The organism is Croceimicrobium sp. (assembly GCF_965228705.1).
In the GTDB taxonomy this organism is placed as follows: domain Bacteria; phylum Bacteroidota; class Bacteroidia; order Flavobacteriales; family Schleiferiaceae; genus Croceimicrobium.
This window is the reverse complement of record NZ_OZ245832.1, coordinates 1,816,990-1,835,707: the sequence shown is the minus strand read 5'-3', so window position 1 is coordinate 1,835,707 and position 18,718 is coordinate 1,816,990. Positions and strand designations below refer to the sequence as shown.

At 43.1% G+C, this 18,718-nt stretch carries 18 protein-coding genes; 13 read left to right on the top strand and 5 right to left on the bottom strand.

The genetic code is table 11. The features are described from left to right. Nucleotides 1–21 precede the first annotated feature (21 nt). Nucleotides 22–2,262, bottom strand: a complete 2,241-nt coding sequence (locus ACO05P_RS08310; RefSeq protein ID WP_421754757.1) for a DUF5686 family protein — start codon at nucleotides 2,260–2,262, stop codon at nucleotides 22–24. An 81-nt stretch (nucleotides 2,263–2,343) separates the two neighbouring features. Here ACO05P_RS08310 and ACO05P_RS08305 point away from each other — a divergent pair, with 81 nt between their 5' ends. Then, the gene (locus tag ACO05P_RS08305; RefSeq protein WP_421754755.1) at nucleotides 2,344–3,597 is read left to right on the top strand and encodes an exonuclease domain-containing protein; all 1,254 of its coding nucleotides are present in this window, start codon (nucleotides 2,344–2,346) and stop codon (nucleotides 3,595–3,597) included. A gap of 2 nt (nucleotides 3,598–3,599) precedes the next feature. On the opposite strand, the gene ACO05P_RS08300 is transcribed toward ACO05P_RS08305, so the two are convergent. From ACO05P_RS08300 to ACO05P_RS08290, 3 genes are read right to left on the bottom strand one after another with little or no spacing between them, the layout of a single operon-like run. Continuing rightward, a complete protein-coding gene (locus ACO05P_RS08300; protein WP_421754754.1) occupies nucleotides 3,600–4,208 on the bottom strand; it encodes an outer membrane beta-barrel protein in 609 nt (202 codons plus the stop codon). Next, nucleotides 4,205–5,158 carry a phosphoribosylaminoimidazolesuccinocarboxamide synthase gene (locus ACO05P_RS08295; protein ID WP_421754752.1) on the bottom strand — a complete coding sequence of 318 codons (954 nt, stop codon included), beginning with the start codon at nucleotides 5,156–5,158 and terminating at the stop codon, nucleotides 4,205–4,207. The genes ACO05P_RS08300 and ACO05P_RS08295 overlap by 4 nt, the downstream gene beginning before the upstream one ends. Next, nucleotides 5,136–6,101, bottom strand: a complete 966-nt coding sequence (locus tag ACO05P_RS08290; protein ID WP_421754751.1) for a PhoH family protein — start codon at nucleotides 6,099–6,101, stop codon at nucleotides 5,136–5,138. The genes ACO05P_RS08295 and ACO05P_RS08290 overlap by 23 nt, the downstream gene beginning before the upstream one ends. A gap of 101 nt (nucleotides 6,102–6,202) precedes the next feature. Between ACO05P_RS08290 and ACO05P_RS08285 the strand changes: the two genes are divergently transcribed. The 12 genes from ACO05P_RS08285 (at nucleotide 6,203) to ACO05P_RS08230 (ending at nucleotide 17,090) form a co-directional block, all read left to right on the top strand. Continuing rightward, a complete protein-coding gene (locus ACO05P_RS08285) occupies nucleotides 6,203–7,000 on the top strand; it encodes an SAM hydrolase/SAM-dependent halogenase family protein (RefSeq protein ID WP_421754749.1) in 798 nt (265 codons plus the stop codon). Beyond that, complete coding sequence (locus tag ACO05P_RS08280; protein WP_210759485.1) at nucleotides 6,997–7,293, top strand: putative quinol monooxygenase; 297 nt, start codon at nucleotides 6,997–6,999, stop codon at nucleotides 7,291–7,293. The genes ACO05P_RS08285 and ACO05P_RS08280 overlap by 4 nt, the downstream gene beginning before the upstream one ends. After that, a complete protein-coding gene (gene gldF, locus ACO05P_RS08275; protein WP_421754747.1) occupies nucleotides 7,290–8,021 on the top strand; it encodes a gliding motility-associated ABC transporter permease subunit GldF in 732 nt (243 codons plus the stop codon). Before ACO05P_RS08280 ends, gldF begins: the two co-directional genes overlap by 4 nt. Next, the gene (gldG, locus tag ACO05P_RS08270; RefSeq protein ID WP_421754745.1) at nucleotides 8,021–9,730 is read left to right on the top strand and encodes a gliding motility-associated ABC transporter substrate-binding protein GldG; all 1,710 of its coding nucleotides are present in this window, start codon (nucleotides 8,021–8,023) and stop codon (nucleotides 9,728–9,730) included. Before gldF ends, gldG begins: the two co-directional genes overlap by 1 nt. A gap of 1 nt (nucleotide 9,731) precedes the next feature. Continuing rightward, complete coding sequence (locus tag ACO05P_RS08265) at nucleotides 9,732–10,745, top strand: DUF4340 domain-containing protein (protein WP_421754744.1); 1,014 nt, start codon at nucleotides 9,732–9,734, stop codon at nucleotides 10,743–10,745. Nucleotides 10,746–10,830: 85 nt separating this feature from the next. Continuing rightward, a complete protein-coding gene (gene dnaN, locus ACO05P_RS08260; protein WP_421754743.1) occupies nucleotides 10,831–11,952 on the top strand; it encodes a DNA polymerase III subunit beta in 1,122 nt (373 codons plus the stop codon). 10 nt (nucleotides 11,953–11,962) lie between these two features. After that, nucleotides 11,963–12,622 (top strand): metallophosphoesterase family protein, encoded by a 660-nt coding sequence (locus ACO05P_RS08255; RefSeq protein ID WP_421754741.1) that lies wholly within the window; start codon nucleotides 11,963–11,965, stop codon nucleotides 12,620–12,622. A gap of 32 nt (nucleotides 12,623–12,654) precedes the next feature. Beyond that, the gene (locus tag ACO05P_RS08250) at nucleotides 12,655–13,215 is read left to right on the top strand and encodes a hypothetical protein (protein ID WP_421754739.1); all 561 of its coding nucleotides are present in this window, start codon (nucleotides 12,655–12,657) and stop codon (nucleotides 13,213–13,215) included. Between the two features lie 96 nt (nucleotides 13,216–13,311). Next, nucleotides 13,312–14,949: an L-glutamate gamma-semialdehyde dehydrogenase gene (pruA, locus tag ACO05P_RS08245; RefSeq protein ID WP_421754738.1), complete on the top strand. Its 1,638-nt coding sequence runs from the start codon at nucleotides 13,312–13,314 to the stop codon at nucleotides 14,947–14,949. Between the two features lie 226 nt (nucleotides 14,950–15,175). Then, nucleotides 15,176–15,538 (top strand): toxin-antitoxin system YwqK family antitoxin, encoded by a 363-nt coding sequence (locus tag ACO05P_RS08240; RefSeq protein ID WP_421754736.1) that lies wholly within the window; start codon nucleotides 15,176–15,178, stop codon nucleotides 15,536–15,538. A 110-nt stretch (nucleotides 15,539–15,648) separates the two neighbouring features. Further along, a complete protein-coding gene (yaaA, locus tag ACO05P_RS08235) occupies nucleotides 15,649–16,413 on the top strand; it encodes a peroxide stress protein YaaA (RefSeq protein ID WP_421754735.1) in 765 nt (254 codons plus the stop codon). After that, complete coding sequence (locus ACO05P_RS08230) at nucleotides 16,410–17,090, top strand: outer membrane beta-barrel protein (protein ID WP_421754733.1); 681 nt, start codon at nucleotides 16,410–16,412, stop codon at nucleotides 17,088–17,090. Before yaaA ends, ACO05P_RS08230 begins: the two co-directional genes overlap by 4 nt. On the opposite strand, the gene ACO05P_RS08225 is transcribed toward ACO05P_RS08230, so the two are convergent. Continuing rightward, the gene (locus tag ACO05P_RS08225; RefSeq protein ID WP_421754731.1) at nucleotides 17,087–18,580 is read right to left on the bottom strand and encodes a hypothetical protein; all 1,494 of its coding nucleotides are present in this window, start codon (nucleotides 18,578–18,580) and stop codon (nucleotides 17,087–17,089) included. The two genes, ACO05P_RS08230 and ACO05P_RS08225, sit on opposite strands and share 4 nt — an antisense overlap. Nucleotides 18,581–18,718: the final 138 nt, after the last annotated feature.

Here is an 18,718-nt window from a genome sequence, read left to right as displayed (position 1 = left end):
AGCTGAAAGGGTTGGAACAAGCTAGCGCCGATTTTTTTGATAATAGTCGTATCGGAAGTCGAAACCTACGCGGAGTGAGGGTCTTAGGCGATTGAAATTATCCAGACCTCCGGCTATTTCTACCCGAAGGATCTTGAAGATATTATCAAATCCAAAGAAGACTTCGATAAAGGCTTTCTCATTTAAGAGGTGCAAGGAATTGAAGCCAGCTAGGCTATGGATTTTATAGCGGCGCAAGAAGTTATTATTGGAGAGTAAAGCTCCATCAAAATTGTGCTCGTAGTGGAGTTCAAAGTAAGCGTCGGTGGTACTATAGCTGTAATAGGGTAGGGTGCTGAATTGTTTAATGCGCGCCGATCGACTGGTGCTGGGTTGCAAAAAGAATATTTGCACTCCATCAAAATGACGATAATCAATAAAGGGAACATTGCGATTGCGCAGGAAATGTCCCCCGCTGATGTCGAATTGCGATAGGCCAATATTGCCCCATCTAAATTGATGTTGAACACCCAGGCTTTGAAAGATGAAATCGGTTTCTGCCGCAAAGGTTGGGACTCCAACTTTTAGGTCGTAATAGATTTTTGGTGAGCGCACTTTTAAGCTGCGTCTTCCTTTTAAAACATCCTGAAAGCGTTGATTATAGCGGCGCTCATATCGGTCGCCAAATTGAAAGCTTAAGCTCAAATCGAAGCGCATGGAATTATGAGCCTTGAAACCTCCCGGGTTGATATTTGGGGCGAATCCCTGATTATTGCTCACATAGTCAGCATCCGCATCCACCAAGCTAAAATTGCTGCGATTAAAGAGGGGATAGCGCCATGCGTATTCGGCGTCCAATCCCATGGTTAGGCCACTTAATGATTCACTCTGGTATTTGAGCTTGAAGTAGTCTTTACCGTAAAGGCTAATATAATTTCGGGCTAGCACCAAGTTGTAAATAGTGCTTAAAACCGGCAAAATGGGTTCCTCTTCATTAAACTGTCGGTAGTCGGAGCCCGCCTCCAAGCTTAATTGGATAGGATTGCTCAAATCTCCCTGCCAGCTTAATTCGGCCATGGGTTTAATCCTTTGGTCTGCGGTACCCGTACGAGCTTGTAAACGGAGGCTGATTTCGTGATCCGTATTCGCATAACCAATGCGGCTTTGTCCTTTCCAATACAAACCTTCTACCGGATTAAAGCCCAAGCCTTTGTAAAGAGGGGGTAAATCCCAGAAGAAGTTCCCATTACGACGGGTATAGCCCCTAAAGATATTCTTGTAAAAGCGATAAGCTCCCGGGTCTAGTCGACTGCGCCCAAAGCTGCGGAATTGCTGTTTTCGACTAGGTGAAATTTGCAGGGAATCCAGATACTTACTCAATTGCGGACTTCGTTTCCAGCTTTGCCAATAGCTGCTATCGGTATTGAATTCGCTGGATTTTAAATCAAAAACCAAATCATCAAACTCGCTTTTTTGCCAGATTTCCCGATAGCGAAATTGCTCATAATCCAGGCGAACCTGATAGTATCCACGAAAGTGAAATAAATTGAGATAAACTTCTATTTGTTGATTTTCGGCCCGATAGACCCCCTTTTCCCATTTGAAGTTCTGTACCACCGCAATGCTATCCAATAATTCCAATTGGTTATTAGCCGAAATATTGAATTGGGCATGCAGAGGTAGGCCAGAGGCTAAGTGCAGATCTATAAATCCGGTCATAGCCGGGAACTTCTCTTTACGAGGAGCGAAGGCAATACGGGCAACCTGCTTGTCAAGGTTTAGGCTTGTAAGCTCAAAAAGGTAGATGTCTGCACCTTCCTCGCTTAAGGGGCTCACAAATCCACGATCGAAAGCTTCATTAAGGTAAATCCTTTTCTGAAGGAGGTTAAAATCGTAAGCAGGTAATTGCTGCCAATTGGGAATAGGCACTTTTCCGGCTTCACGTTTTATCAATACATCCTGAAAATAGTGTTGCGGTCCTCCATAGCGGGCATCAATTAATGCCTCACTGTAATAAGCCAGCCCGGTATCCTTTTGAGCAGGTATTAAAACTCCCGAAACAGGCCATATCTCGAAAGGAACTTCCTGAACATGAGCCTTACATCTTTCTTTAAATCTACTTTTGTAGCTGTAATATTTTTTAAGATTTTGAGGCCTGAGGGTACGCGCTTTATGAAGAATGCTATCCAGTGGAATATCTTGCGCTTCCAGCGGAGCAGAAAAAAACAGAATTGTCGCTAAGAGAGCGATAGAGCCGATATGCCGCCGAAAGTGGATTTCCATTCGCACACAAAGTAAATACATAAGCTTTGCCCGGGCCGCAATTTTTTGAATAATAAATATCTTCGCCTTATGTATTGTGTTGTGGACATTGAATCCAGTGGAGGTCCTTTCGGAAAGGAGTCAATGATTGAGATTGCAGCATTCCGCTACGATGGTGAGGAAATTGTTGATCAACTCATCAGTCTCGTTCATCCGCATCGTAAGGTACAGCCCTATGTTCAGAAGATGACGGGCATTACCGATAAGATGCTTTTACGAGCACCTCGCTTTCATGAAATAGCCAAACGCTTAATTGATATTACCCAAGATGCTGTGATCGTTGGTCACAATGTGGAATTCGATTATCGGATGATTCGACAGGAATTTGATCGCCTGGGCTATCAATTTGAAAGATCTACCTTGGATACCATTTCTCTGGCAGAGTCTTTAATTCCTGGATTAAAAAGTTATGGACTGGATTCTCTATGTGAGGAGCTGGGTTTGACGCGTCCCGCGAAGCATCGAGCTGAGCATGATGCACGGGCTACCTTGGAACTTTTTGAAATCCTTCGTGATAAAGATCAAAGTAAAGGGATCAATTCCTTTGAGCAAAGCATTTTGGAAGGCGACTATCACAAGGATAAAGTGCGAGACCTCTTACGCTCAGTGAAACATAATCGCGGGATTTACTATTTACACGATCGCCATGGTAAACTAATCTATTTAGGTGCCTCGGATAATATTAAAGCCGCCATCAATCGCCTCTTTATTGGGGATAGCGAAAGAATCGTTGCTCTTAAAGATCAAACGCATAGCTTAAAAGTAGAGCCTACCGGAAATTGGCTTATCGCACGTATTAAGAAACAAGAGGAATTGAATTTATCCCATCCTCCTTTTAATCGCATTCTACCTACAAACTTGCAGGTAGGCGTTTTTGTTGATAAACGTCAAAGTCCGCCCGCTTTAAGCGTTAAGGAATTAGCCAAGGCGGGTAAGAAAAAACCGGTTTTAAAAGCTTCTAATCAACAGGCGGCCAATCGGGCTCTGCGCATGTATCAAAGAGGCTTAAAAGGGCGTAATGCTAAAGATCCACTCCCATTTTTAATGGATATGCCTAAAAGTGCTTTGGTACAGGCAAAAGGCCGACAAAGCGCTGAGCGTTCCGTTTTTGTAATTGAGGATGGTATTTTAATAGGTTACCTCTTTTACAAATTAAACGACAAGCTAAGAAACTGGGAACGCGTGCATCATCTGATGACTCCCATTAGTAATGATCCGGGCTATATGGAGTTCCTTAAACTTGGAATCTTGTCCGGCGAATTCACCTTAATGTCTCTTCCGGCGAAAGCCGAATAAGTCTAAAACAGTTCGAAGCCCAAGCACACCAGGATTTGGCTGGTACGAAGGTCTACCTGATATTCGGTTTGGTCAACAATCAAATTGGAAGCCCAGGGGGAAAAGGCCCCTTCATAGCGTACATCAATCAGTAATTTCTTGATTTCGAAACCGACACCTAATTGATAGCCAAAGGTTCCGGATTTAAGATCAGAATCGATATTGCCACTTAAATCACTGATATTGGCGCTGTACACCGGGCCAGCCATTAAGCGCAAAGGCCCTAATTGTTTGCCGATTAGAATTGGAATATCAACACGACTCAGGTCTAACTCTAAACTGCGAGGGGCTGTGGTGCCCGATTGCTGGGCATTTACACTCTGACTTACCTGTGAGAAAATCACCTCCGGCTGAATAAAGAGAATCGGAGTTTTGATTTTGAAATAAATCCCCGCATGGTAGCTTAGCTCGCGCTCTGCATCTTCGATGTCTTCAATGGCTTGTTGAGCACTGTTGAAATCGCTTATTCCGGCTTTGGCTAAACCTACTCCGGCTCTTAAACCGAAATCCAATTGGGCTTGTAAGCTGCCTAAACTAAAGGTGAGAACGAGGGCTAAAATCCACTTTTTCATGCTAGTTGTTTTAGATGCTTTATTATGTTTTCTTCCATCCTTTGCATAGGATCGGAATGGGTATCTGCTTTAAAATCGTGGCCGGTAATTTTTTCAAAAAGCTCGGCATAACGCTCTGAAACCTCCTGTACAAAGGCCTCCGTCATTTCAGGAACGCTTTGTCCTTCTTTACCTTGAAAGCCATTGGCCATTAGCCATTCACGAACGAATTCTTTACTTAATTGTCTTTGTGCTTCCCCTTTGGCTAAACGCTCTTCGTAACCTTCGGCATAGAAGTAACGAGAGGAATCAGGGGTGTGAATTTCATCGATCAAAATGATTTCACCAGCCGCATTTTTTCCGAATTCGTATTTGGTATCTACAAGAATTAAACCTCTTTCACGGGCCATTTCTTGTCCGCGTTGGAATAATGCTCGCGTATATTCTTCTAATTGCAGGTAGTCACTTTCTGAAACGATTCCCTGGTCCAGGATGGCTTCACGACTAATATCTTCATCGTGTAAACCCTGGTCGGCCTTGGTGGTAGGTGTAATAATCGGTTCAGCAAAAGCTTGGTTTTCTACCATTCCTTCGGGCAGAGCTACTCCGCAAAGTTCTCTACCGCCACTTTTATAGGTTCGCCAGGCATGACCCGTTAAGCAGCCACGAATGACCATTTCTACCTTAAATGGTTCGGCTTTTTGGCCAATGGTGACCATCGGATCAGCCATCACAGTTTTCCAGTTAGGAACGATATCTGAGGTGGCGTCTAAAAAGAAATTGGCAATCTGATTTAATACTTGCCCTTTGCCAGGAATGCCCTTTGGAAGAACTACATCGAAAGCAGAGATGCGATCGGAGGCGACCATCACCAAAAGATTATTGCTAAGGCTGTATACGTCGCGAACTTTTCCCTGATAAAAAGAAGTTTGACCAGGGAACTGAAAATTAGTCTTTGTGATTGCTTTCATCTCTTTCCTGCTTGTCGTAAGCGCGAATTATGTTTTTAACTAATTGATGACGAATTACGTCGTTTTCTTCCAGGTAAATGGTGTCGATACCTTCGATATTCTGCAAGATACGCAGGGCTTCTTTTAAGCCTGAAATTTGTTTGCGAGGCAGGTCAATCTGGCTGGCATCTCCGGTAACAATAAATTTGGCTGAAGCTCCCATCCGGGTTAAGAACATCTTCATTTGAGCATGGGTAGTGTTCTGTGCTTCATCTAAAATTACGAAGGCCCGATCCAAAGTTCGGCCGCGCATAAAGGCCAAAGGTGCAATTTGAATCGTACCACTTTCCAGATAATAGGCGAGCTTTTCTGGTGGAATCATATCGCGCAAAGCATCGTATAGGGGCTGCAGATAAGGGTCGAGCTTTTCTTTAAGATCGCCCGGTAAAAAGCCCAGGTTTTCTCCTGCTTCTACCGCTGGGCGAGTAAGGATAATACGCTTTACTTCCTTGTTCTTTAAGGCGCGCACCGCTAAGGCAACCGCCGTGTAGGTTTTTCCGGTTCCGGCCGGGCCCACCGCAAATATCACATCATTGTCGTTAATGGATTTGAGCATCCGACGCTGATTGAGGGTGCGGGCTTTTATTGCTTGCCCATTGGTACCATATAATATGATATCAGTATTGGGCGCATCTTTGGCATCCAATACCATTTCGTCTTTTAGAATGCGATCCACCTGATTTACACTTAAAGAGTTAAAGCGGTGCAAATAGTTTACAATCTCTTCTACCTTTTCCTCGAACTTTAAAATTTGGCTTTCTTCGCCATTGACTTTTATCTGCTCACCACGGGCAGTGATTTTTAATTCGGGGAAATAGCTTTTTATAAGGTTGAGATACTTATTGTTGGCCCCATAAATTTCTAAAGGGTCTACCGAGGCCACGCTTAGTGTTTTTTCACTCAAATTACTAGTGATTCTTTGATTAAAGCTTGCGCTTGTTTTAAATACTTTTGCTTTACAAAATAACAACAAAAAGGCCGATTGCCTCCTATCGGATAAAGTCTATGGCATTGATAACATTAAGCTCTGATTATGGATTTAAAGATCCCTACCGTGCCATGGTTCACGGGGTCTTGGCGACTTTAGCGCCGGAGCTTAAAGTTTTGGATTTAAGTCATTCCATGGGGCCCGGGAATTTAATCGAAGCCGCTTTTGTGATAGGGCAGGCATACAGTGCTTTTCCTCCGGGTACAGTACACCTTATATTATGCGGAGAGCTTGCTGGCGATGGTGCTTGGCTGGCAATGGAACTGGATGGCCAATATTTTATTGCTGCAGATAATGGAGTTTTAAGTTTATTGCAAGGGGCGCGCAGAGCCAAAGCTATCCATCGGGTAGAAATTGGGGAGCAGGCTGGCACGATGTTTCCTGGCCGCGACTTTTTGGCAAAGGCCGCAGTTCATTTGGCACAAGGAGGAGCCTTAAGCTTATTGGGTAAAGGTGTCGATCGCATTAAAAGTCTAAGTATGCCCAAGCCTAATTTAGATGGTGGTCGCCGGCGAATTCAAGGCCATGTAATTTATGTGGACAATTACGGCAACTTAATTACCAATCTTAAAGCCCAGGATTTAAGTGAAGCTTTGCATGCTCGCAGTCTGGAAGTACATTTGCCTCGCAATCGCTCTTTATCGCGCATAGCTATGTCCTATCAGGATAATCCTCAAGATGGGGTACTGGCCCTGATTAATTCTTTAGGTTTGCTGGAAATTGCTTACCGCGATGCCCGTAGTCAGGAAGTGAATGGCGCGAGCAGCCTTTTGGGCCTGGGTATAATGAGTGAAATCAGTATCAGTTACGAATGATTGTACGGATAGTAAAAATGACCTTCCGCGAAGAAGCGGTTCCTGATTTTTTGGAAAACTTTCATCAGCATAAAGCACAGATCCGGTCCTTCCCAGGATGCGAAAGACTCTTGCTTCTAAACGATGTGAATCAGAGCAACGTTTACTTCACCTACAGTTGGTGGCAAGGAGAGGAAGATTTAGAGGCCTATCGCCATTCGGATCTTTTTAAAGGGGTTTGGGCTTTTACCAAGCAGCTTTTTGCAGATAAGCCACAAGCCTGGAGTACTCAAGAAATTGAAGCCCTGCGATGATAGCATTGATTCAGAAAGAAATACGATCCTTTTTCGGTAGTATTATAGGATATCTGGTTATTCTGGTATACCTATTAATTAATGGAGTGTTCCTATGGCTCTTCCCCGGGAACTTTAATATTCTCGATGGGGGATATGCTTCACTGGGAAATTTGTTTACCATTTCACCCTGGGTGTTTTTGTTCTTGATACCTGCTCTCAGCATGCGGCTATTTGCCGATGAGAAAAAGGCAGGAACCCTGGAGATACTTCTTACTAAACCTTTATCAGACCTACAGATTATTTTGGCTAAGTACATAGCCGGTTTATTCCTTCTGCTCTTAGCCCTACTGCCCACCTTACTCTATTATTATTCGGTATATGAATTAGGTAATCCAGCAGGTAATGTGGATAGCGGTGGGACCTTTGGCTCTTATATTGGTTTACTCTTTTTAGGTGGCGCCTTTTTAAGCATTGGCTTATTCGCTTCTTCTTTAACTGACAACCAGATTGTAGCTTTCTTATTGGCTATGTTTCTCTGCTTTTTTGTCTTTTATGGATTTGATCAAATTGCAGGTTTCGACCTCTTTGGTAGTGCGGATTTGTTGATCTTGAAATTAGGGATTAATGAGCACTATGTGTCCATGAGTCGTGGAGTGCTGGATAGTAGAGACCTTCTCTTTTTTGTGAGTGTTATTGCCCTCTTTATAGGAGCAACTCGAGTGGTAATTCAAAGTCGAAAATGGTAATGAAGAAAAGAAGAGATATAGTCCGCTTCCTTTTATTCATAGGGATCGTTTTCTTAATCAACTTTATCGGGAGCCTTAAGTTTTTCCGCCTCGATTTAACCGCTGAAAAGCGTTACAGCCTTTCCGATGCGACCATTCAGTTATTGGAAAGTTTCGATGATGTAATGCTGGTTAAGGTATACCTGGATGGAGATTTCCCTGCTGGATTTCAACGCTTGCAATTGGAAACGCGGCAGATGTTGGATGAATTCAGAGCTTATAATCCCAACTTACAGTATAGCTTCATAGATCCGGCAGAAAACGCAAGCGAGGAAGAGACCAATGAGGTGTTTCAACAATTGCAGTTTAAAGGTCTTAAGCCCTATCAATTATCTATGAATAAAGATGGGGGCTCCTCGGTAAAAACCATTTTCCCGGGTGCCCTGGTGAGCTATGGCGACAATGAAGCACCGGCCTTATTACTTCAGGGGCAATTAGGCACTTCCCCGGAGCAGCAAATCAATAGTAGTATTGAGAATTTGGAGTTTAGCCTCGCCAACACCATTCGGGCATTAACCCAGTCGGATAAACCCTTGGTCGGTTTTCTTCAAGGGCACGATGAATTAGGGCCGAGGGAGGTAGCTGATTTTGCACGTGAGCTCAGTAATAATTATCAGGTTAATCTCTTTAATATTCGCGAGTTTAAGAGTGACTCTACGAATGAGCAGCTGAGTATAGCCGGTCAACAAAGACGATTAAACCGCTTTGATGCCATGGTGATAGCCAAGCCCCGCAAAGCTTTTAATGATCTGGATAAATACCTACTCGATCAATATGTAATGAATGGTGGACGAACCATTTGGCTTTTGGATGGGATTGAGGCTTCTATGGACAGCCTTAGTGAGAAGTCGCAGTTTATGAGTTTGCCGCTATTTGATCGCTTGCAGCTGAATGATTTACTCTTTAAGTACGGTGTTCGGGTGAATACGGATATCGTTGGTGATATGGTCGCTGCAGGAGTGAATGATCAACGTCAGATTCGTCCTTGGATTTATTTCCCAATGGTTATGCCACAGAGCAAACACCCTGTTGCCAAAGATCTGAATGCCATTTGGTTGCAATTTGCTTCCAGTTTGGATACGGTGATTGCGGAAGGAGTTAAGAAAACCATTCTTTTGCGATCTTCACCTTATAGTGTACGCAGAGCCAGTCCGGCCATTATCAGTCTGGCGGACTTGTATCAACCACCACCCCGGGAGCGTTTCCGCGAAAGTGGAATTCCTTTGGCAATTTTATTAGAAGGTAAGTTCCAATCCTTGTATCAGAATCGGGTTCGACCCAAAGAAGGAGGAGAGCCCCTTAAGCTCAAGGCAGAAAGTGTAGAAAACCAGATTCTGGTAGTGGGAGATGGCGACATTATTCGCAACCAAATGAATGTGGTTAATAGCGATATGCCTAAAGGAGCCCCTCTGCCATTGGGCTACGATCAATATACTGGAACTCAGTATGGGAATAAAGACTTTTTGGTAAATGCTATCGACTATATGTTGGATGATAGTGGGCTGATTGATATCCGTTCCCGAGAATTAAAAATCCGTTTATTGGATTTAAACCGGGTAAAGAAGCAACGCCTAAGCTGGCAATTGGTCAATACCCTAATCCCAGCTTTGTCGATCATTTTAATGGGAATCCTGAATTATTATTGGCGTCGACGTAAATATTTGAAATAGAATGAAAAAGAATCTACTCTACCTTATTGTATTTATTGTACTTCTGGCTGTAGCCGGATATCTCTTAAGTGAAGATAAGGGCAACAGTAGTTTAGAGGGACCGCAGAATTACGCTTTTGCGGTAAAGGATACTGCCTCAATCACCAAGATTGTATTGAGCGATAAAACCCCGAATAAATCCACAATCCAGAGAACCAGTGACGGATGGATTTTAGATAATGAATACCCCGTACGCCGCGATGCAATTGAGGTTTTAATGGAAACCCTCTACCGCATGGAAATGAAAAACTTCGTTCCCCAACGCATGGTTCCCGAAGTGGAGAAGCATTTGGCGGTATTTGGCAAAAGGGTAGAGATTTATAAGGGTGATCAATTAGCGAAGGTCATTTATGTAGGTCTGCAAACTTCCAATGATATGGCTACGTACATGAAATTGGAAGATGGTGATTTGCCCTATGCAGTGCATATTCCCGGTTTTAACGGATTCCTCAATACGCGCTTTATAACTGAGCCACACTTATGGCGTGCCCGAAATGCAGTGCGTATTAATGCCCGAAATATTAAGGAGGTAGAAATGATCTATCCGGATTCTCTGGAAGCCAGTTTTAAAATCCGAGTTTTCTCACCGGATAGTATTTATATGCTCTCTCTGGATACTAAAGAGGTGGTGTCCGATTTTTCCGGACTCAAAGGAAAGCTGTATTTAGCGGCTTGTTCTCAACTGAAGTATGAAGGGGAAATTATTCCCTCCGATCCTATTTATGCTCGCAGAGATTCTTTGTTGGCCTCAAGCCCCGTATTCCGTTTAACGATTACCAGTACCACAGGTAAGGTGAATAAGGTTAGCGGATACAAGATTAAAGCAGCTCCCGAAACCATTGATTATGATGATCCTAAGTCCTTTTATGACCCTGATCGCTTGCATGGTTTTATCAATGATAATCGCATGATTTTATTACAATATTATGGTCTGCGAAATGTCTTGAAAAGCAAAGAAGAGCTGGAACAGGATTAAGCAGAGCACTAAAAATTTTTCAGCCATGGATTAGAGGCTATTAAGTGGCTATATTTGTGGCTTAAAATTTTACAAAAGCGGATTTATGAAATTCATCGTATCCAGCGGAGCGCTTTTAAAACAACTGCAAATTGTGGGTGGAGTGCTCAATAATAACAATACACTCCCCATCCTCGATAACTTCTTATTGCAACTCGAAGGTTCTCAATTGAGTATCTCGGCTTCTGATTTGGAATCTACTATCAAATCCACTTTGGAAGTGCAAGGCGATGAAGATGGTGTTGCAGCTGTGCCAGCCCGTTTATTACTGGATGGTTTAAAAGCTTTGCCCGAGCAACCGGTAACTTTTACTACCGACGAATCCAGTATGACAGTTGAGATTTCATCAGACTACGGTCGTTATAGCCTGGCTTTTGTAGAAGGTGATGAATTTCCACAGCTTCCTGAAATGGAGGATGTGAGTACCACTACTATTCCTGCTGAAATTTTGGCAACGGCAATCAATAAGACGCTCTTTGCAGCGGGTAATGATGATTTACGTCCGGTAATGTCAGGAGTGTTCTTCCAATTTAGTTCGGAGAGCCTCACATTTGTAGCTACCGACGCTCATAAATTAGTACGTTATCGTCGTACCGATATACAGGCTGATCATACTGCTGAGTTTATCATGCCTCGTAAACCCCTAACTATTTTAAAGTCTACTTTGGCCAGCATTGGTGATGAGGTGAAAATCCATTACAATGAAACCAATGCTCGCTTTGAGTTTGAAAATATTGTATTAAGCAGTCGCTTGATTGATGGAAAGTACCCCAATTACGAAGCGGTGATTCCAAAGGAAAATCCCAATGTATTGGAAATTGAGCGCAGTAAGTTCTTAAGCTCCGCCAAACGGGTGGCAATCTTCTCCAATAAAACTACGCATCAGGTACGCTTGAAAATGGCGGGAAGCGAGTTGCAGATCATGGCAGAAGATGTAGATTTTTCAAATAAGGCCCACGAGCGATTAAGCTGTAATTATCAAGGTGAGGATATGGAGATTGGCTTCAATTCTCGTTTCCTTACGGAGATGCTTACCAATCTTGAGTCAGATAATATTCATCTGGAAATGTCGGCCCCGAACCGGGCGGGTATTATCCTTCCTGCTGATGCTTTGGAGGACGGAGAGAATATTCTGATGCTGGTGATGCCAGTGATGCTGAATTCCTAAAATATCTTTCATGGGAGTGCTCATCCTTGGTGATGTGCATGGTTGTTACCACACTTTAAAAGCTTTAATTCGGGAGCGATGGCGACCGGAAGAGGATAATTTGGTGTTAGTTGGAGACCTTATTAATAAAGGACCACATTCGGTTAAGGCCTTCAAATATTGGCTTAAGCTAAAAACACTGCACCCTCAGAAGGTGATTTTAATACGGGGCAACCACGAACAATGGTTTCTGGAGAATTACCGTCATAATGCGCGTACTCGAAGTTTTCAAGCACTGTGTACGGCCTTTCAAAATGCAGGATTGAATCCACGCGATGTAGCCCGCGAGATTAGTCGTTTGCCCTTGCATTGGGAGTCGGAGCATTTGTTTGTAAGTCATGCCGGCTTATCGGAAGCCGCCTTGGATCCATTTGACCCTTCAGACTTGAATGGATTACTTAAAAACCGTAAAACCTTGAAGCGATTATCTAAGGTTCAAGTGATCGGCCATAATATAATCAGCGCGGGTAAGCCATTATTTAAGCCCAATGAAAATGCCTGGTATGTGGATACCGGGGCCTGGTGTAATCAATTTCTTAGTGCCTTGCATTTTAATCTGGGATCATCTATACCCAAGGTGTATCAAATGGCGCGTAAGCCTAAAGATGAGCTGCCTATTTCAGTGAAATGAAATAAATTCGAGCACTCATTTAAAAATCAAGCATGCATAAAAGACAATTTTGGCTAGCTGTTATAGCCCTGATGCTTTGTGGAAACTTCGCAAAAGCACAATTTAAAACCGGTGAAATCCTTGGATCGGCCGGATTAGGAATCGGTGCACAGTTTACCGGTAGTTCCTTAATACCACCGGTAAGTTTGATGGGAGAGTATGCCATCACCGAAAATATATTGGGTGGCCTATATGCGGGATATGCCAGCTCCAGAGTGGAGGATCAGGCATGGGGTCTTATTTGGAATAATAATCAGATTATCCTGGGTGTACGTGGTTCCTATAATTTGGAATTAACCGAAAACCTTGATGTTTACGGTGGGGCCTTTGTAGGTTACTCTTTTGCCTCAGCAAGAATTATTGAGGGTACTATGCCCTTATTTGGAAATCTGACGGCCTTTGGGGTTAGCGAAACCCGATTGGCAGGATTTGTTGGTGGGCGCTATCTATTTGATAATAAGTTTGGAGTTTTTGGAGAGATAGGTTACGGTATTAGCTTCGTTAATGTGGGGCTTACCCTTAACCTGGGTCGTCATGAACTTCCTTTCATGTAGCATATTGCCAATGCTTTTCGGTGACTCTGTTCTTTTTTTAGCCGGAGCATAAGGTGTACCTTTGAGAACCTTTTTTAACCTCTTAAAAACAGTAAAATGGAAAAAGGCTTTTATCACGTGCCTCAGGCCATAAATGAGCCAATTAAAGCATATGCTCCTGGTTCTGCTGAGCGTGCAGAAGTACAAGCAGCTTACGATAAAATGTGGAACGAAACCCTTAATATCCCTATGGTTATTAATGGTAAGCGTATCGAAACCGGCAAAACCATGCGGGTTTTACCTCCACACGATCATCAACATAATGTAGGTTCTTTTCATTTCGGAGAAGCCAAGCATGTACATGAAGCGATTCAAGCTTCACTAGATGCCAAGGAAGCCTGGGAAAATATGTCTTGGGCCAATCGCTCGGCTATCTTTTTAAAAGCCGCTGATTTGGTAGCCGGTCCTTATCGTGCCCGAATCAACGCTGCTACCATGATTCAGCAGTCCAAAACCATTTTCCAGGCCGAAATTGATTCAGCTTGTGAGTTGGCCGATTTCCTGCGTTTCAATGTGCAGTATGCGACTGAGATTTATGCAGAGCAGCCTTATACGCATTCGCATTCCGGATTATGGAACCGTGTGGATTACCGTCCCTTAGAAGGATTCACCTTCGCCATTACTCCTTTTAACTTTACAGCCATTGCCGGTAACTTGCCAACCAGCATGGCGATGATGGGCAACACTGTGGTATGGAAGCCCTCTTTAAGTCAGCTATATTCTGCCCATCTCTTAATGGAGATATTTGAAGAAGCGGGAATTCCTCCTGGTGTAATCAATATGATTATTACCGATCCAAAGGAAACGGCTGATATCGTATTTGCACATCCAGATTTTGCCGGATTGCATTATACCGGATCTACTACCGTATTCCAGAACATCTGGAAAACCATTGGTAATAATATCACTAAGTACCGTACTTATCCTCGTATCGTTGGGGAAACCGGTGGTAAAGATTTTGTGATGGTGCACCGCACCGCTAAAGTTCAGCAGGTAGTAACTGCCCTGATTCGTGGTGCTTTCGAATTCCAGGGTCAGAAATGTAGTGCAGCTTCTCGCGCCTATATTCCTTCCAATCTTTGGGATACGGTTAAAAGCGGATTGGTAAATACTATGGCGGAGCTTAAGATGGGAAGTCCTCGAGATTTCGAAAACTTCGTAACCGCAGTGATTCACGAAGGATCCTTTGATAAGTTGGCGAAGTATATCGATCAGGCGAAAGCCGATTCCAATGCGGAGATTATCGCTGGTGGTAATTACGATAAGTCTAAAGGCTATTTCGTAGAGCCTACTGTAATTGTAGCTAATGATCCGAAGTATGTGACCATGGAAGAGGAGTTGTTTGGTCCGGTATTAACCATTTATGTGTATCCGGAAGATCAGTATGAGGAAACTCTAAAGCTGGTGGATGAAACCTCTCCTTATGCACTTACCGGAGCTTTGTTCTCTGAAGATCGCTATGCCTTAGAAGTAGGAGAGCGTGCATTGCGAAATGCAGCGGGTAACTTCTATATTAATGATAAGCCTACCGGAGCGGTAGTGGGACAACAGCCTTTCGGTGGAGCCCGTGCCTCTGGTACAAATGATAAGGCGGGGTCTAAGCAGAATTTATACCGTTGGGTTAGTCCACGTCTAATTAAGGAAACCATGCTTACACCAGAGCACTATGGCTATCCTTTCCTGGCAAAGGACTAGTTTAGTCTTAAATAGAATTAAGAAGGTCGGCTTTTATGCCGGCCTTTTTTGTTTTAGAACCTCTTCTGGAGCTCTGTTAACATTAAATTTACCTCCACTTAACAATTTAAGTTGTTAAATATCAGTGCTTAAACCTAATTCACTATGTTTTATGTTAACCCAATGTTAACTCAGTGTAAATATATTTTGTATCTTTGTAGGGTTGAAACCTTAAAAAACTGTAGTCATGAAAAAGTTAATCGGAATTTTGGTGATAGGCTTTATGATGGCGGCTACAGCATATGCTCAGAGCCCCACTTACGAGCGAGTTGGAAAGCAAGTCAAAGTAACTAAGTACTTTGATGGTACTGATATAGTGAAAGAGGTGGGCTTCTTTAAAGATGGTAAATCACATGGTCAGTGGACCGAATATACACGTGATGGACAAGTTCGGATTGAAGCTACTTATGTAGACGGCAAGAAAGAAGGCGTTTGGTTTGTGTGGTCTGAAGATCGCAATACATTGTATGAGGTGAATTACCTTGATAACCGAGTAAGCAATATTCGCTCTTGGTCAGTAGACGAGCGTAACTTGCATGTAGAACGCTAAGAATAAAGACAAAACACAGGAAGGCGTGATGTATTTACATCACGCCTTTTTTTTGTGCCATTCCCACTGAAATCACAGAGCAAATCTATTTGCCGAATTATATTTGAGCCATGAAAACATTGCTTTCTCCAGCTAAGACCTTAGACTTTAATTCTGAGCAGAAAATTGGCTCTGGTGTTGAACCCTTTTTTCCCGAGGCCTCCCAGAAAGTTGGGAATAAAATGGCTAAACTCAGCGTTCCTAAATTGATAGCGCTGCAAAAAATCAGCAAAGACCTGGCAAAAGTGAACCGTCAACGGAATTTAGATTGGACGATTGAAAGTAATGCGCAAGCTCGTCAGGCAGTACTAGCCTTTAAAGGCGATGTGTATTTGGGATTGGAAGCCTGGAATTGGACGGAAACGGATATGGATTTTGCTCGCGAAGCTCTCTGGATATTATCGGGCTGGTATGGGATATTGCGTCCGGATACCTTAATTCAGCCTTACCGTTTAGAAATGGGAACGACATTACCCATCGGGCGTAAGCCAAATTTATATGCCTTTTGGGAACCCGTCTTGAAAGATTTTTTTGCACAGAATTTAGCGGAGGAGGAAACCATTGTAAACCTGGCCAGTAAGGAATATGCGCATGTGGTTAAACAGCTGGAACTGAAGAACCCCATGATTGATGTGGACTTCCTTGATTATTCGAAAGGAGAGTATAAAGTATTATCCTTTTTTGCTAAAAAAGCCAGGGGCCTCATGGCAAATTTTATCGTGCAACATCGCATCAGTGATTGGCGAGACCTAAAAGATTTTAACTTAGCGGGATACTATTTCGACGCCAGCCGCTCTGAGCCACAAAAACTGGTGTTTTTAAGAGATCAAAAATGAAGAACTGCATTCGACTCGGAATTCTCTGCTTAGCCCTGGGCTTAAGCTTAAACTCAAATGCTCAAACCAAGCGCACCAAGTACTATGAATTTGGTGGTGGATTGGGAACCATGAATATGAGCAATGAAATTGCGAATTCCTCCAATGTTAATGCGATTCTGGCCGAAATGGCCCCTTCCATTTCCATCTTTGCCAAGTATCATGTAAATGATTGGTTCGGGATTGGCTTTGACGTAAACTATGCTAACCTTAAAGCCGCTGATCAAAATCACAATAATTTCAATCGTGGTTTATCGGTACGAACCAGCTTATTAAATAGTAATGCCTTCACCGAAATTCACTTCATCCGATTCGGAAAATACCATTTAGAAGATAAGTGGACGGTTTTTATAAAAGGTGGAGTAGGAGTTACTGGCTGGAACCCGGAACTTAGTTTCAATAAGTTAATTCCCGAGGATATTGATGTAGAAACCAATGCCTATTCGGGCTTCAGCTATTTCTACGGTTTAGGAGCCAAGTATCGTTTGGCTTACCAGAGTATCCTCACTTTTGAACTACGCTTTTCCAATAGTGGTGGCGATACCATGGATGGTTTCCTTGAAACAAAAGAAGGAGTGATCAGTACCAATGATACCTATTGGGGCATGCTCTTCTCCTATTCCTACGCTATTTTCTAGTACTGTCTTTCGAAGGCTCCCAAGTCGGGTAGACCATTAAAATTGCGAATCTTACCCAGGATATCGGTGGGCACCACAAAACCATCGTTGGTATTACCCTGATCAATTAACTGTGATAAGCTGTCTAGTTGATAGATATTCTCCTGGCGATTTACAAAATCACTCACCAGATTTACATAAACAGAGTTAAAGCCGGGATCATTGATGGAAAAACCGCGGTCTGCGGGATCATTATCCAACTTTAACATTACATCATTGAAGCTGAAATTAAAGAGCCCACCTTGATCTTGGGCCAATGTAAGCTCTTGTTCATTATTCCCGTCTATTACGCAATTCCCAAAATAGGCATTACTTAAATCCCGAACTACACGACGTATCGCCCCCGTTTCATCCTGAAATTCGAGGAAATTGGTGAGCTGAACACATGCTTCTTGCCGCGTAGATTGATTCCAGAAGTTAGCAAAGGTGCAATGGCGGAATTCATAATTTCCTCCAAAGGCATAAAAGCCATACAGGCCTTGATTTGCGATCACTAAATTTTGAGCATCTACGCTACTATGGCCAGCATAAAATGCGGTTCGAGAGGAGTTAAGAATATAGGAGTTTCGGATAATGAGCTGATCACTGTATATAGCGCTATCGGTGCGAAGCCCATTTACGGCATTCTTAATAACCAGGTTGTTAATATTGGCTTTAGCGCCTTGACCAATATAGAGGCCTCCTAATACACCGCCCCATTGTCCGGGTACATCTTCATAAAAAGGCTCCAGGCGATCACTGCTAAATGTTACTGAATCTCCCTGGCCAGGCTGACTACCCGGGGCCACTATCAATTGCCCTTCATTAAATACCCAGAGGCCACTATTGTTGTGGAAATGAACATCGAGGCCCGGGTCCATGGTAAGCGTGCATGCACTATCCACCACCGCGTAGCCATAAACTACATGCGGTAAGCTCGCATCCCAACTTTCATTACAATTGATAATAGAGTAGGGGATAACTACTGCTCCGGGTCCATTGCCAATAACTAAGAAGCGATTTGGGAAATGAAAAATCGCTTGCTTGGCCAATGTGACTAATTCCACTGATTGCGAAAGCCCATTTAGCTCAAAGAGAATCTGATCTTCCACAATTATATCCGGTTGATTTTGTACTTCTCCGGCATTCACTTCTACAAAGATGTAAATACTGTCTTCGGGTAAAATCTCTACATTATCCAGCTGGTTGGTGGCCGTGCCATTAATGTTTAGGCGATAGGGACTGGTGGGATCTGCCAAACGGATGCGTGGAATGGAAATCGATTCTTTACTGTCATTATACACCTTCAATTCATAAGTGCTGGAACCAATGGTTTCAAAAACCGTGTCCAGATAAACCGTATCCGTCGAAAAACGCAATTCGGTGGAAGCAGTAATAATCGCGTCTTCTTTACGACAGGAGGCAAAGAAGATCAAGGCTATTCCTAAGAAGGGTAAAATTTTCTTTAGCATGTGCTAGTAACGATTCGAAGGCTTCAAAAGTACTTCCTATCTTTGAAATCGCTTGAGGGACTGATCTTCAATTTTTTCCAGCTAAAAGCCTTGTTCACTTCTTGAACTTTACCTAGCTTTGCAGCCCTTTTTTGGCTT